At 60.8% G+C, this 14508-nt stretch carries 12 protein-coding genes; 5 read left to right on the forward strand and 7 right to left on the reverse strand.

Features of this window, described 5'->3' with window-relative positions; genetic code table 11:
* Window positions 1-291: 291 nt before the first annotated feature.
* Complete coding sequence (locus tag J3361_RS26790; protein ID WP_207967078.1) at window positions 292-1482, reverse strand: MFS transporter; 1191 nt, start codon at window positions 1480-1482, stop codon at window positions 292-294.
* A gap of 386 nt (window positions 1483-1868) precedes the next feature.
* On the reverse strand, window positions 1869-3458 hold the full coding sequence (locus J3361_RS26795; protein WP_003181279.1) for an ABC-F family ATPase: 1590 nt from the start codon (window positions 3456-3458) through the stop codon (window positions 1869-1871).
* A gap of 405 nt (window positions 3459-3863) precedes the next feature.
* Between J3361_RS26795 and lpxO the strand changes: the two genes are divergently transcribed.
* Window positions 3864-4763: a lipid A hydroxylase LpxO gene (gene lpxO / locus J3361_RS26800; RefSeq protein WP_207967079.1), complete on the forward strand. Its 900-nt coding sequence runs from the start codon at window positions 3864-3866 to the stop codon at window positions 4761-4763.
* Window positions 4764-4796: 33 nt separating this feature from the next.
* Here the strand turns inward: lpxO and J3361_RS26805 are convergent, their stop codons facing one another.
* The 3 genes from J3361_RS26805 to J3361_RS26815 all read right to left on the reverse strand — a co-directional run bounded on the left by J3361_RS26805 (window position 4797) and on the right by J3361_RS26815 (window position 7915).
* Window positions 4797-4946, reverse strand: coding sequence for a hypothetical protein (locus tag J3361_RS26805; protein ID WP_207967080.1), 150 nt, complete (start codon window positions 4944-4946; stop codon window positions 4797-4799).
* Window positions 4947-5014: 68 nt separating this feature from the next.
* Window positions 5015-6991: a DNA ligase D gene (ligD, locus tag J3361_RS26810; protein ID WP_207967081.1), complete on the reverse strand. Its 1977-nt coding sequence runs from the start codon at window positions 6989-6991 to the stop codon at window positions 5015-5017.
* A gap of 33 nt (window positions 6992-7024) precedes the next feature.
* Window positions 7025-7915, reverse strand: coding sequence for a Ku protein (locus J3361_RS26815; RefSeq protein WP_207967082.1), 891 nt, complete (start codon window positions 7913-7915; stop codon window positions 7025-7027).
* 176 nt (window positions 7916-8091) lie between these two features.
* Here J3361_RS26815 and J3361_RS26820 point away from each other — a divergent pair, with 176 nt between their 5' ends.
* The 4 genes from J3361_RS26820 (at window position 8092) to J3361_RS26835 (ending at window position 11808) form a co-directional block, all read left to right on the forward strand.
* Window positions 8092-8433, forward strand: a complete 342-nt coding sequence (locus tag J3361_RS26820; protein ID WP_207967083.1) for a hypothetical protein — start codon at window positions 8092-8094, stop codon at window positions 8431-8433.
* Between the two features lie 41 nt (window positions 8434-8474).
* Window positions 8475-9623 (forward strand): PQQ-dependent sugar dehydrogenase, encoded by a 1149-nt coding sequence (locus J3361_RS26825; protein WP_207967084.1) that lies wholly within the window; start codon window positions 8475-8477, stop codon window positions 9621-9623.
* A gap of 354 nt (window positions 9624-9977) precedes the next feature.
* Window positions 9978-10997: a threonine ammonia-lyase, biosynthetic gene (gene ilvA, locus J3361_RS26830; RefSeq protein ID WP_207967085.1), complete on the forward strand. Its 1020-nt coding sequence runs from the start codon at window positions 9978-9980 to the stop codon at window positions 10995-10997.
* A gap of 529 nt (window positions 10998-11526) precedes the next feature.
* Window positions 11527-11808, forward strand: a complete 282-nt coding sequence (locus J3361_RS26835; RefSeq protein ID WP_207967086.1) for a DUF1652 domain-containing protein — start codon at window positions 11527-11529, stop codon at window positions 11806-11808.
* Window positions 11809-11889: 81 nt separating this feature from the next.
* Here J3361_RS26835 and J3361_RS26840 read toward each other — a convergent pair whose 3' ends face one another.
* Together J3361_RS26840 and xylB are read right to left on the reverse strand one after the other, a co-directional pair.
* Complete coding sequence (locus J3361_RS26840) at window positions 11890-12828, reverse strand: carbohydrate kinase (protein WP_207967087.1); 939 nt, start codon at window positions 12826-12828, stop codon at window positions 11890-11892.
* 12 nt (window positions 12829-12840) lie between these two features.
* Window positions 12841-14328, reverse strand: a complete 1488-nt coding sequence (xylB, locus tag J3361_RS26845; protein WP_207967088.1) for a xylulokinase — start codon at window positions 14326-14328, stop codon at window positions 12841-12843.
* Window positions 14329-14508: the final 180 nt, after the last annotated feature.

Raw genomic sequence — 14508 nt, forward strand, 5'->3', positions numbered from 1 at the left:
GTGGGCACCTCGGCATGGATGCCGAGGTAGCCGCGCTGGGCCATGGATGGCCCTTCGCGGCGGCCCACGGAGCAATGCCGGAGTGAGGGCACACCGAGCCTTAGCGAGGTGCCGAGTGGTGGGGCAGGAGCGTTTTGGTTACTTTTGCGCTTTTCAAAAGTGACCCGCCGTAAGGGCGGAACCATAAGTAGCCGTTACCGCAGAAACGGATATACACACCAAAACCCGTCCCCCCAAAAAAGCGGCGCTTTCCATTTCTGAAACAAACGCCGTTTTTACTAGTGGAGAGTATTAAGGAGCATTTACGGCCCGGCGCCGCAGCAGCAACGTCAGCCCCAGCCCGCTAACCGACAACAACGCAGCACAGAAGAAAATCGACGAATAACCCAGGTTCAACGCCACCGCCCCCATCAACGGCCCGGCAATCGCCAACGCCAGGTCAAAAAACACCGCATAAGCACTCAAACCCGCCCCACGGCTGGTGTTCGGCACTTGCTTGATCGCCTCCACCCCCAGTGCCGGGTACACCAGCGACAACCCGAAGCCGGCCAATCCGGCACCGACCAGGGCGAACGGAGTGGACGGCGCCAGCCATAGCAGTACCAGCCCAAGGGTTTCGATGCTCATGCAAGCGATGGCCGAGTTGAAGCCACCGAAGCGGGCGATGCTGGAAATGAACAACAGCCGCGCGAGGATGAAGCAAATGCCAAAAACCGTCAGGCACCAAGCCGCGCCAGTCCAGCCGCGACTGACATAAAACAGTGTAATGAACGTGGTGAGCGTGCCGTAGCCGATCGACGCCAGGCTCAGGCCCGCGCCGTACGGCGCAATGCGCGCAAACACCGCCCAGAAAGGCAAGCGCTCGCCGCGAATGACCGGCACCGACGGCTTGTTGCGAATCATCAGTAGCGCAGCCCCCGCCAGCAACGACAGCGCAATGCCCAGGCTGGCAAACCCCAGTTCCCCGACCATCACAACCCCCAGCGGCGCCCCAATGGCGATGGCCCCGTACGAGGCGATGCCGTTCCAGGAAATGGAGCGGGCCGTATGCTCCACCCCCACCTGGCCCATGCACCAACTGATGGTGCCTACGCCGATCAGTCCCTGGGCCACGCCGAGCAACAAGCGGCCAACAATCAGAATCAGCAGGCTGGTCAGGGGGAAGCTTTGCAGCAGGGTCGAAATCAGCGTCAGCACGCCGCTGAGCACAATCCCCGACAGCCCGTAGACAATCGCGCGCTTGGTGCCGACGCTGTCCGACAACCGCCCGGCCATCGGTCGGCTGAGCAGGGTCGCCAGGTACTGTGAACCGATGGTCAACCCAGCCACCACCGCGCTGAAGCCCAACTGTTCGTGGACATACCCGGGCAGCACGGCAATCGGCAGGCCGATGCAGAGAAAGGCGATGAAGGTATAGAAAACGATGGAGACGATCTGCAGCGTGATCGACAAGGAACTGGGGGCAGAGGAGGGCGTGGGCATGGGGCTCGTTCGCGGGCAGCGGTAAGAGAGCCTCATCATGGCGCGAGGTGGGGATAAAAGAAAGCAGGCTAACTAAGTGTGTTTGGGGAAACAGAGTGTTCAGGCTGGATGGATGCTGTGTTTACTGCCGCTTTCGCGAGCAGGCTCGCTCCCACAAGGGTTCGGTGTGGTCAAAAAACTGAAGGTCGCCACAAATCCCCTGTGGAAGCGAGCCTGCTCGCGAAAGCGGTGGGTCAGGCAATGATCATTTGACTGGCATGCCGCCATCGCGAGCAAGCTCACTCCCACAGGGTGTTTTTTATCCTTGGAATGCAAAAAGCCCCGTCACAGTGGACAGGGCTTTTACTTGCCGCTTGTAGCTTGTAGCTTGTAGCTAGGAGCTGTCCTTAGAACACCACACCCTGGCTGCGCAGGTAATCATCATAGGTGCCGCTGAAGTCAACCACGCCGTCGGCGCTCAGCTCGATGATGCGAGTGGCCAGGGACGACACGAACTCCCGGTCATGGCTGACAAAGATCAACGTGCCCGGGTAGTTTTCCAGCGCCAGGTTCAGCGCTTCGATGGATTCCATGTCCAAGTGGTTGGTCGGTTCGTCCATCACCAGCACGTTGGGCTTTTGCAGGATCAGCTTGCCGAACAGCATGCGGCCCTGTTCACCACCGGAAATGACCTTGACCGACTTGAGGATCTCGTCGTTGGAGAACAGCATGCGGCCCAAGGTGCCACGCACCAGTTGTTCGCCACCCTGGGTCCACTGGCCCATCCAGTCGAACAAGTTGACGTCGTCTTCGAAGTCATGGGCATGGTCCTGGGCGTAGTAGCCCAGTTCCGCGGCGTCGGTCCATTTCACGGTACCGGCATCCGGCTCCAGCTCATTGACCAGGGTGCGCAGCAAGGTGGTTTTGCCGATGCCGTTCGGGCCAATGATCGCCACGCGCTCGCCGGCTTCGACGGTGAAACTGAAGTCCTTGAACAGCGGCTTGCCGTCAAAGCCCTTGGCCATGCGCTCGACGATGACCGCCTGGCGATGCAGTTTCTTGGTCTGCTCGAAGCGGATGAACGGGCTGACGCGGCTCGATGGCTTGACCTCGGCCAGTTGGATCTTGTCGATCTGCTTGGCGCGGGAGGTGGCCTGCTTGGCTTTCGAGGCGTTGGCCGAGAAACGGCTGACGAACGATTGCAGTTCGGAAATCTGGGCTTTCTTCTTGGCGTTGTCCGACAGCAGTTGCTCGCGGGACTGGGTCGCCACGGTCATGTACTCGTCGTAGTTGCCCGGGAACAGGCGCAGCTCGCCGTAGTCCAGGTCGGCCATGTGGGTGCAGACACTGTTCAGGAAGTGACGGTCGTGGGAGATGATGATCATCAGGCTTGAACGCTGGGTCAGCACGTTTTCCAGCCAGCGGATGGTGTTGATATCCAGGTGGTTGGTCGGTTCGTCGAGCAGCAGCACTTCCGGGTCGGAAAACAGCGCCTGGGCCAGCAGTACTCGCAGCTTCCAGCCTGGTGACACTTCGCTCATCGGGCCGAAATGCTGTTCGATGCCAATCCCCAGGCCCAACAGCAGTTCACCAGCGCGGGATTCGGCGGTGTAGCCGTCCATCTCGGCGAATTCGGTTTCCAGCTCGGCCACGGCCATGCCGTCTTCTTCGGTCATTTCCGGCAGCGAGTAGATGCGGTCGCGCTCGGCCTTGACCTTCCACAGCTCTTCGTGACCCATGATCACGGTGTCGATCACGGTGAATTCTTCGTAGGCGAACTGGTCCTGGCGCAGTTTACCAAGGCGCACGTTCGGTTCGAGCATGACCTGGCCGCCGGACGGTTCGAGGTCGCCACCGAGGATTTTCATGAAGGTCGACTTGCCGCAACCGTTGGCGCCGATCAGACCGTAGCGGTTGCCCGCGCCGAATTTGACAGAGACGTTTTCGAACAGTGGCTTGGCGCCGAACTGCATCGTGATGTTAGCTGTAGAGATCAAAGGTTTATCCTGCGGAACATTCAGAGTAGCTAAGGGTGCGGCAGTACCTGTTCAGTACCTGTTTGCGCACGTCCCGACCGCGCAAAGGCGTCGCGGTCGCAAGCGCAAGGGTCCATCCGGCATAAGAGGACAGCAGCATACGGAGCGCCTGGCCCGGGTAGACGTGCGCCGAAGCCACGGTTTGCGGCATCGGCCAAAGGGAGCGCGTGATAATTGGCGGCGATTGTACTGATCTGGCCGCATTAACGATAGGGTATTGCCCGGACAAGACAGTTTTTCACACCTTCAGGATAACTTTTGGTTACAAACTCTGGCTAAAATGCCATCTCACCCGATGCCATCTCCCTTGCCGCTTGGCTGGCCCGGAGACGCAGCCTGTTCACTCCTGCATTGTGACGGACTTTCGTGAAGCTCATCATTGTCGCGATCTACCTCCTTTCCATTGGCTACGTTCACCTGCGCGGACGCGTGCGGCATAAGATCGGACGCCAGTTGAGCGATCACTCGTCTTTCCTGGCACCGATCAATTGCCTGCTTTACCTGTGCTCGAAACTGCCCAACAGGCCTTTCCTGAGCCCGGCGCAGTTCCCGGACCTGAGCCCACTGCAGGCGCATTGGCAAGAGATCCGGGCCGAAGGCCAGAGCCTGCTGCGGGCGGGGGAGATCAAGCGTTCCAATCAGTATGACGACGTGGGTTTCAACTCGTTCTTCAAAACTGGCTGGAAGCGCTTCTACCTGAAGTGGTACGGCGACAGCCATCCGTCGGCCATGAAACTATGCCCACGCACCACCGAACTGGTGCAGAGCATCGGGTCGATCAAGGCGGCGATGTTTGCCGAATTGCCGCCGGGGTCGAAGCTGGTCCGGCACCGCGACCCGTATGCTGGGTCCTATCGCTATCACCTGGGCCTGGAAACACCCAACGATGCCGGCTGCTACATCAATGTCGATGGCGAGGCTTATCACTGGCGTGACGGCGAAGCGGTGATTTTCGATGAAACGTTCATTCATTACGCCGAGAACACCACCGACCAGAACCGCATCATCCTGTTCTGCGACGTGGAGCGGCCGATGAAGTTTCCCTGGGCCACGGCGTTCAACCGCTGGTTCAGCCGCACCGTGATGGCGGCCGCCGGTGCGCCCAACGATGCGGGCGACAAGACGGGCGGCCTGAACCGGGCGTTCTCCCGGCTCTACAAGATACGCTTGCAAGGCAAGGCCCTGAAAAAACGCAACCGCACGTTGTACTACCTGCAGAAGTGGGCATTTTTCGGTGGATTGCTGGCGATCTTCGTCTGGATCTAAACACCCGTAGGAGCTGGCGAAGCCTGCGATTTTTTAATCTTGATCTTGATCTTGATCTTGATCTTGATCTTGATCTTGATCTTGATCTTGATCTTGATCTTGATCTTGATCTTGATCTTGATCTTGATCTTGATCTTGATCTTGATCTTGATCTTGATCTTGATCTTTTCGCTTGCGACTCAATTGTTTGGGACAAGATCGCAGCCTCGTTGCACTCGACAGCTCCTACGAGCTCCTACGCCCCATAGGTTTCAGTCGGTGGGTTTTTGCGTATCCAGTTGCTCCCACATCCTGGCGGTAATCCGCTGGCGGTGGTTATAACCTTCCCAAGGATCGGCGCCCAAGCTCCTGGCCCGCTCCAACGCGGTATAGATGTCCCATTGCTGGGCGTTGCGCAGGTTCGACAGCTCGTCCCGGGCGATCGGCACCGACACCGGCAGGCCTGGCCTGGCGCGCACTGAATAGGCCGCCACGGTGCTGGCTCCACGGGCGTTTCGCAGGTAGTCGACGAATATTTTCCCGACGCGGTTCTTCGGTCCCATGGTGGCGGTGATGCGTTCCGGCGCTTGTCGGGTCAGGAATTGGGAGATGGCCTTGGCGAACGCCTTGGTGGTGTCCCAGCCTTCATTTCTCGCCAAGGGCACGATCACATGCATGCCTTTGCCACCGCTGGTCTTGAGAAAGGCCTGCAAACCCAGCTCATCGAGTACGGCCAAGGTCATGCGGGTCGCCTCGATCATCGCGCTCCAGGGCAGTGACGGGTCCGGGTCCAGATCGAGGACAAACAGGTCAGGTGTCTCGATCCGGTCGTGGGTCGCGGTCCAGGTGTGCAGTTCCACCGCGCCCATCTGCGCCGCGCCGACCAGCGCGTGGATGTCGTCGATTTCCATCAAGGCGGCATGCCCCGGGTCCAGTTGCGGATCCAACTGCTTAATGTGGGGAATCTCCAGGCGATCGGCGTGTTTTTGAAAGAACAGTTCTTCGCCGATACCGTCCGGTGCCCGCAGCAACGCGACCGGGCGGAGCTTGAGGTGCGGCAGGATCCAAGGGGCGATGTCCAGGTAATACTGGGCCAGCTCGGCCTTTTGCACGCCGCTGACACTGTCGATGACGCGATCAGGGTGGGTAATCGTCACACCGTCCACCTTGGCCGCGCTGGCTTTGTGACGACGCTGGGGTTTGGGCGCAGCGGGTTTTATCGGCAGGGGCTGCTCTCGAACCACCTTGCTGGCGGGCGTATCGGGCGGCAAACCCAGGAAAATCGCCTGCCGCACTTGGTTGTCGCGGGTCCACTCGGTGAATTCGACTTCACAGGTCAGGGTCGGCTCGACCCATTGCACGCCGCGTCCCTGTGTACCGTTGAGCGGCTCAGCCAGTGGTGGCGTATCGCGCTGCTGGGTACACAGTTGCTCATGCAATTGCTTGATTTGCATCTGGCTGAACCCGGTGCCGACCCGGCCGGCGTACGCCAGTCCCGTTGGCTCGTTGACCGCCAGCAACAACGCGCCGAAACCGCTGCGTTTGCCTTGGGGGCGGGTGAACCCGACGATGACGAAGGCTTGGCGCAGCCGGCACTTGAGCTTTACCCAATCATCGCTTCGCCTGGAAACGTAAGGACTGCCCAGGCGCTTGCCGACCACGCTGTCCAATGAGAGCGCGATGGCGCTTTCGAACATATCGTGTTGGCTGGCGGCAAACGATTCGGAGAAGCGCACGCGCTTGCTGGTGTTGTTGCCGAGGGCTTGTTTCAGCGCCGCACGGCGTTCTTCCACCGGCGCCTGGCGTAGGTCGACACCATTGAGAAAGGGCGCATCGAACAGGAAATACACCATGTCGACAGTGCGGCTGATGTCGAACGCCTCGCGCAGGGCGGAGAAATCGGAGTGGCCGGTCTCATCGAGCAGGACCAGTTCGCCATCGAGCCAACTGTCCCCCAGGTTCAACCCGGCCAGGGCGTCGGCGTGCAGCTTCAGCCGATCGGTCCAGTCCAGATGATTACGGTTGTATAACCGCACTTCGCCGTCTTCGATGCGGCTCAGCAATCGATAACCGTGGAATTGGACTTCGTAGCGCCATTCACCGGTGGGGGGCTCTTCCACGGGCGTAGCCAACTGCGGCGACAGGCGTTCGGGCAGGGCTGTCTTTGCGCCTTGGTCAGGGTTGCGGGGCGTTGTTGCGTCCGGCTCGGCATTGGACAAACGAGCAGATTCACTCTCGGCGTTGGCCATGACAGATTCCCTTGTATTGCACACGCCAGGGGGTTAGCCCCGGGAGGCCTTGGTGGCTTTTTTGGCAGGAGCGGATTTGCGGGCTTTCGCAGGTTTTCCCGGGGCCTTCCCGGCGGATTTTTCGGGTGCCTTGCCCTTGCCACCGAGGCTGCGCTTGAGCAACTCGGTAAGGTCGATGACATCGGCGGTCTTGCGTTGTTCTTCGCCAGGATCGGTTTCCACCGCTTCAAGCCGCCCCTCGTTGGCCTTCTTCTCCACCAGTTCCATGATTTTGTCCTCGAAGCTGTCGCGGTACTCCTGGGGCTCCCAGTCGCCGCTCATGTCTTCCACGAGGCGCTTGGCCATTTCCAACTCGCCCTTGGCCAGGGTCGGATTCGTGACCTCGTCGCCCAGCTCCAGGACATCCAGCTCGCGTACCTCGGCGGGCCAGCGCAGCATTACCAGCACCAGTGCCGTTTCAAGAGGCATGAGGGCGGCCAGGTGCTGGCGGGTATGCAGCACCACATGGGCCAGCGCAACTTTGTTGGTCTTGACCAATGTCTCGCGCAGCAAGGCATAGACTTTGCCGCCGCGTTTGTCGGGCGCCAGGAAATAGGGCTTGTCGATGTTTTGCAGGGGGATTTTTTCGCTATCGACAAAAGAGAAGATGTCGATGGTCTGGGTGGACTTGGGGTGGGCGGCGCGGATCTCGTCTTCACTGATCAGCACGTATTGGCCTTTCTGATATTCCACACCTTTGACGATATCTTCCTTGGTCACCTCCTTGCCGGTGACCTTGTTGACACGCTTGTAGCCCACCGGGTCCATGCTGCGCTTGTCCAGCCAGTCGAAGTCCACACCTTGGGACGCGGTGGCCGACACCAGCGCCACGGGAATGTGGACCAGCCCGAAACTGATTGCGCCTTTCCAGATTGCCCGTGCCATGTGGGTGTTTTCCTTGCCGGTGAGTGTCTCTCTGGTGACCTTCGGGTCTTTGGAAAAGTTTCCATTTGTGAGGGCGGAGATGCTTCGTTACATCTTCACCGGGACATTTCGCTTAACAACGTCGAACCTGCGGCGTAGCGTGCTTTCGATATGCCTGAACTCAAGGAGGTCTGCGAATGAACAGGCTGATGATTGCCATCATGACGCTACTGCTGACCGCCACTGCCCAGGCCGTCACGCCCAGCGATGGCCCAATGGTCCTGGCCCAGAACCTGCCGGGCAACAACAATCCCTATAACAGCCCGACGCGTCGGGCCAATCCCAACAGCATGCAGGGCACCCGGCCCAACGTGCCGACGATTCATGACAATCCGACCGTGCCGGTGCCACGGCCTCCGACCCTGGAAAACGGCGGCATCGGCAATGGCTACCCCCGGTCCGGCCAGCCGTCGGGTTCGCCGCGACCGACCATCGAGTCTCCCACGCCACCCCGCAACAGCCAGAATGGCAATCGCTAGGCGCTGGAACTTCACTTTCAACACCGCAGAAGGAAATGTGCATGTTGCGTAAAACCCTCCTGGCCGCATTCTGCGCCAGCGCTGTCCTGACCCTTGCCACGCCGGCTGTTGCCGCGCCTATCCAGTCTTTCAAGAGCGAAGAGGGCACCCTGGAAGTGACCACTGTGGCCAAGGGGCTGGCGCATCCTTGGTCCGTTGCATTCCTGCCTGGCCAACAGGGCATGCTGGTCACGGAGCGAGAGGGCAACCTGCGCGTGGTCAGTCCCGACGGTAAGTTGTCCGCGCCCCTGAGCGGCGTGCCCGAGGTGTGGGCCAAGGGCCAGGGCGGCCTGCTGGACGTGGTGCTGTCGCCGGACTTCAAGCAGGACCGCACCGTCTACCTGTCCTATGCCGAGGCGGGCGCGGACGGCAAGGCCGGCACCGCCGTGGGACGTGGGCAACTGTCCGAAGACCTCAAGAGCCTGAAGAACTTCGACGTGGTCTTCCGCCAGCAACCCAAGCTGTCCACGGCCAACCACTTCGGCTCGCGATTGGTCTTCGACCGCGACGGCTATCTGTTCATTACCCTGGGGGAGAACAACGAACGGCCCACCGCCCAGGACCTGGACAAGTTGCAAGGCAAGGTCGTGCGCATCTACCCCGACGGCAAGGTGCCCGACGACAACCCCTTCGTCGGCCAGAAAGACGTCCGTCCCGAGATTTGGTCCTACGGCGTTCGTAACCCCCAGGGAGCTGCCCTCAACCCTTGGAACGGCACCCTGTGGGAGAACGAGCATGGGCCCAGGGGCGGCGATGAGCTGAACATCATCGAGCGCGGCAAGAACTACGGTTGGCCACTGGCGACCCATGGCATCAATTATTCCGGGGCGCCGATTCCCGAAGCCCAGGGCAAAAGTATCGAAGGCGGCGTTGACCCCTTCCATGTCTGGCAGGTGTCCCCTGGGCTCAGCGGCATGGCGTTCTACGACCATGAGCGCTTCAAGGCCTGGCAACACAGCGTGTTTATCGGGGCCCTGGTGTCCGGTGAACTGATCCGCCTGCAATTGCAGGATGACAAGGTCGTTCATGAAGAGCGCCTGCTGGGCGAACTCAAGGCCCGAATCCGAGATGTGCGCCAGGGGCCGGATGGGTACCTGTATGTGCTGACGGATGAGGACGACGGGGCGTTGTACAAAATCGGACTTAAGTAACGCAACGCCGGAGCTTTTGTGGCGAGGGAGCTTGCTCCCGCTGGGCTGCGCAGCGGCCCCCGGAATCTGTCGTCGCGGTATCAGGTTGATTGCCGTTAGCTTTGGGGTCGCTTCGCAACCCAGCGGGAGCAAGCTCCCTCGCCACAAGAGCGGATAGCATTTGATCTTTGCCATTGACTTGCCGCCAACGCACCGCTAATTTCCAGGCATGAATTCAACCGTATTGCGTAGCCAGCCAAGCATTATTACCGCCATTCCTTATTTGGCGGGCTAGCTGACGGCTGCACCGAACCCGCCCTCGAGGCGGGTTTTTTCTTTCTGTCTCCTGGGCTCCGACCGAACCAGGAGATCGCCATGACCGTTGCCCTCACCGAACAAGCCCTGCTCGAGCACTACGTCAAGAAAATCCTCGCCGCTCCTGTATATGAACTGGCCGTGCGCACACCGCTACAAGCGGCGCCTGCGTTGTCCGAGGCCCTGGGCAACCGGATCCTGCTCAAGCGCGAAGACCTGCAACCGACCTTTTCCTTCAAGATCCGCGGCGCCTATAACAAGCTCGTGCACCTGACCGCGGAGCAGCGGACCCGTGGCGTCATCACCGCGTCTGCCGGCAATCATGCCCAGGGCGTCGCGCTAGCGGCACGGGAACTGGGTATCTCGGCCAGCATTGTCATGCCCGTGACCACGCCGGAATTGAAAGTGCTGGGGGTGCGCAACCGGGGCGCCGAGGCGCTGCTGCACGGGGAGAGTTTTCCGTTTGCCCTGGCCTATGCGCTGGACTTGGCCGAGCGGACCGGGCGGGAGTTCGTCTCACCTTTCGATGACCCGGATGTGATTGCCGGGCAGGGCACCGTCGCCATGGAGATCCTGCGTCAGCATCCTGGCCGGCTGGACGCGATTTTCGTGCCGGTCGGCGGCGGGGGATTGATCGCCGGCATCGCGGCCTACGTCAAATACCTGCGCCCGGACGTTCGCATCATCGGTGTCGAGTCGCAGCACTCCGCTTGTCTCCAGGCCGCGCTGCTCGCCGGGGAGCGAGTGACCTTGCCCGAAGTGGGAACCTTTGCCGATGGTGTGGCCGTGGCACAGATCGGCGCCCACGGCCTGGATATCTGCCGTTTCTGTGTCGATGAGGTGATGACGGTGACCAATGACCAACTGTGCGCCGCAATCAAGGACATCTACGACGATACCCGCTCCATCACCGAACCGTCAGGTGCATTGGCGGTGGCCGGGATCAAGCAATACGTGGCGCGCACGGGCGTGCGAGGCGAGACCCTGGTGGCGATCGATTCCGGTGCCAACATCAATTTCGACAGTTTGCGCCATGTGGCGGAGCGGGCGGCGTTAGGCGTAGAGGACTGCGTCTCATGACTCAACGCTATCGCGAGCAGGCTCGCTCCCACATGGTAGCGGGGGGATTCAGGGGGGCGGGATTAACACAGTCCACTGTGGGAGCCGAGCTTGCTCGCGATGACGGCAATCTATTCAACGTCAATGCAAGCTGAGCCACCGCAACCACGAGCCAAACCGCTCGTGTCGAACATTTTTTGAACAAGGCGACGGGCGCCCGCCCAAGTGCCTGTGATTGAAGCTAATCTAGCTTTCGACACGATCAATCCGATTGCAGTTTGCATGGAAAAAACGCCGTTTCCTTGCATTTTGCACGAAAGGTCAGACAGGTATCGACGCTAAACGATTGATTTATATCAGTGCCCTGTCTCGTCAAACCGGGCATATTTTTTGCGGGATGATCTGGGAGTTCGTTTCACGAGCTCAAAGTAGAAACGCCAAAAAAGAACGAACGGCACGGTATTCGTAGTCCCAGTCCGCAGGGAAGAAAACGGACGAAAATACCGCCGTCGTGAACATAAGTTGGCCGCCTCAACAGGAGAGAGTCGCCATGTTTTTATCTGCCCTCGAAATGCGAAACATCATTGAAAGCAGTTTGCTGCCCAAGCGCTCGCAATGCACGTTGTCACCTGAGCTGACGATGACGATCAAGATCTTCGATGATCACAAGACCGATCATGTGGCCTTGCTCAAAACCGACATCGATGCCAGGAAACTCACCGGGTGCCGGGCTATCAACGACCTGATTGCCGAGTTGCGTACGGAACTTGACCACAACCCTGCCGCTGGCAATCACTTTCATCAGCAACACCAGCGAATGACCGGGCGCTGAGTACGGCCTTGTCCTTGTAGCCTGACGCCCGGGTCCGGCGTTGTCCGAACCCGGCGTACAGCTTTTCAGCGGTTCTGCCACTCAACCGAGTTGCTGTCGGTAAGGCAGGTCCGGACCGGTTTTGCCGCACGTCAGAGCGGCGGCTCGAATAGCGAATTCAAGCATTGCGCTGATCTGCTCGCGGCTCAGGGTGTGCAAGCCCTCCACGGAATCCAATTGTTGTTCAGTCAACCAGGCGATCAACGCCGCCTGGTAGGTGTCGCCTGCACCCACGGTGTCGGCGATTTTCACCGCGCACGCCGGCAGCGACCATGTGCCGTGTTGGCGACTGAAGACCGTAGCTCCCTGGCCGCCACGGGTCAGGAAGACCATTTGGCAACGGTGCCCCAGCCAACCCTCGATGACCGCCTGGGGCTCGATGCCTGGATAGAGCAGGTCCAGGTCTTCGTCACTGACCTTGATCAGGTCGGCGTATTGCACCAGTGTCGCGATTCGCGACCGCCACAGTTCGATGTCTGGCTGCGGGTTGAGCCGCACGTTCGGGTCGAGGCTGATCAGGCGCCGGCCACTTTCCCGTCGCACCAGGGCCAGGAGCGTGTCGGCAATGGGCTGGACCACCAGCGAGAACGAACCAACATGCAAGCCACGCACTTCAGGACCGAGGTCCGGTAGATCAGCCAGGCTCAGTTGTCGGTCGGCACAGCCTTCGCCACGAAAACTGTAGTGGGGCGAACCATTGGCGCCTACGGCGACCATCGCCAGGGTGGTCGGGGCGTCGACGTCCAGCAGGTATCGAGCGCTGACCCCTTCGTTGAGCAGCACCTGCTGCAGGCGGCGGCCCAGGTAATCGGTGGACAGGCCGGCAAAGAGTGCCGACTCAATACCCAGGCGGCGCAACCCCACCGCCACGTTGAACGGCGAGCCGCCGGCAATCGCCTTGTAGTTCACCTGCGAAGCAGGGTCATCCGCCTCGGTTTCACTGAAAAAATCAAACAGCGCTTCACCACACACCAGATACATAGTTGCCCGCTCTCAAAGGGTTGCGACGTGTTGTCGATAACGTTCATAAGCCTGCTGGGACGCCGCGACATGCGCGGCGACTGGCCGGGTTTCGCTGGTCGGGTCGAGCTTGACGCAGCGCTCGCACAGTTCGGCCAGGCTGTCTTGGCGGCCTGAATGGCACCACGCTGCCTGGATCGCCGCGCCCAACGCCGCTGCTTCGCTTTGCACGGTGCAAATGACCGGGGTGTCCATGATATCGGCGACGATCTGCCGCCACACCGGGCTCTTCGAGCCGCCGCCGATCAGGCGAATGCTCTGGGCCTCGAGCCCGTTGGCCCGCAGCAGGTCCAAGCCATAGCGCAAACCGAATGTCGTGCCTTCGACCACGGCGCGGCACAGGTTGGCCCGGGTCAGGTTGGTGGTGGTCAGGCCCAACAGGCTACCGGTGGCATGGGGCAGGGCAGGCACGCGCTCGCCGTTGAGGAACGGCAGCATCGACACACCTTCTGCGCCAATCGGGGCCTGGACCACCTGGGCGTTGAAGGCGTCGATGTCCAGGTCCAACAGCTCGCGGATCGCTCCGGTGGCGTTGGTCAGGTTCATGGTGCAGATCAGCGGCAGCCAGCCACCGCTGGAAGAACAGAACGTCGCCACTGACGGTTGCGGGCTGACCGTGGGTTCGGCGGCATAGGCGTAGACCGTGCCGGAGGAACCGAGGCTCATGGTGATCACGCCGGGCTGGATATTGCCGGTGCCGATGGCGCCCATCATGTTGTCGCCACCGCCACTGGCAACCACTGCGTCGGGGCTGATGCCCAGGTGCTTGGCGATGGCTGGCAGGATACGTCCCACCGGCTGGTGGGCCTCAATCAGCTCTGGCAGCGCCGCTTGCAAGCGTCCGCTCGGATCGATGTGCTGCAGCAACGGCACGTCCCACTGGCGGGTGCGCACGTTGAAGTAGCCGGTTCCCGAGGCATCGCCGTATTCGCTGCAATGGCGACCGGTGAGCCAGTAATTGAGGAAGTCGTGGGGCAGCAGGACGCTGGCGATGCGTTCGAACAGCTGGGGATGTTGCTCCCGGGTCCAGAGCAGTTTGGAAACCGTGTAGCCCGGCGCGATCACCACGCCGAGGCGTTCGAGGCTGCCGGCTTCGCCGCCGAGGTGGGTCAGGAGCCGATCGTTTTCCGGCGTCGTTTCGGTGTCGCACCACAGCTTGGCCGGGCGCAGGACCTGGCCCTGGTCGTCAAGCAGCACCAGGCCGTGTTGCTGGCCGGACACGCCGATGCCGAGGATCGCCTGGCCATCGACCCCGGCGGCGGCCAAGGCCTGGCGCGTCGCCTGGGTAAATGCATCGAGCCATTGCTGGGTGTCTTGTTCACGGCGACCGTTGGCCCCGCTGATCATGCTGTGGGCAGCGGCGCCCAGGCCGAGCACCTGGCCGCTGAGTGCATCCAGGATCAGCGCCTTGGTGCCTTGGGTGCCGCAGTCGATGCCCAGGAACAGTTGTTGGTTTGCCATGGAAATCCTCGGATCAAAGAACAAAACACAGACCTGTGGCTATGGGTACCTGTGGCGAGGGGATTTATCCCCGCTGGGCTGCGAAGCAGCCCCAGGTGCATCTGTTACTGCGGTGTATCAGACAGTTCGTTGGGGGCCGCTTCGCGCCCCAGCGGGGATAAATCCCCTCGCCACAAAAAG

This window comes from Pseudomonas sp. OA65, assembly GCF_017498305.1.
Lineage (GTDB): Bacteria > Pseudomonadota > Gammaproteobacteria > Pseudomonadales > Pseudomonadaceae > Aquipseudomonas > Aquipseudomonas zanjanensis.

What these genes read in the sequence shown, in the direction of transcription:
- J3361_RS26790 (WP_207967078.1), bottom strand. Translation starts at nt 1,482, where the DNA reads ATGCCCACGCCCTCCTCTGCCCCCAGTTCCTTGTCGATCACGCTGCAG.
- ligD (WP_207967081.1), bottom strand. Translation starts at nt 6,991, where the DNA reads ATGGCCAACGCCGAGAGTGAATCTGCTCGTTTGTCCAATGCCGAGCCG.
- J3361_RS26815 (WP_207967082.1), bottom strand. Translation starts at nt 7,915, where the DNA reads ATGGCACGGGCAATCTGGAAAGGCGCAATCAGTTTCGGGCTGGTCCAC.
- J3361_RS26820 (WP_207967083.1), top strand. Translation starts at nt 8,092, where the DNA reads ATGAACAGGCTGATGATTGCCATCATGACGCTACTGCTGACCGCCACT.
- J3361_RS26825 (WP_207967084.1), top strand. Translation starts at nt 8,475, where the DNA reads ATGTTGCGTAAAACCCTCCTGGCCGCATTCTGCGCCAGCGCTGTCCTG.
- ilvA (WP_207967085.1), top strand. Translation starts at nt 9,978, where the DNA reads ATGACCGTTGCCCTCACCGAACAAGCCCTGCTCGAGCACTACGTCAAG.
- J3361_RS26835 (WP_207967086.1), top strand. Translation starts at nt 11,527, where the DNA reads ATGTTTTTATCTGCCCTCGAAATGCGAAACATCATTGAAAGCAGTTTG.
- J3361_RS26840 (WP_207967087.1), bottom strand. Translation starts at nt 12,828, where the DNA reads ATGTATCTGGTGTGTGGTGAAGCGCTGTTTGATTTTTTCAGTGAAACC.
- xylB (WP_207967088.1), bottom strand. Translation starts at nt 14,328, where the DNA reads ATGGCAAACCAACAACTGTTCCTGGGCATCGACTGCGGCACCCAAGGC.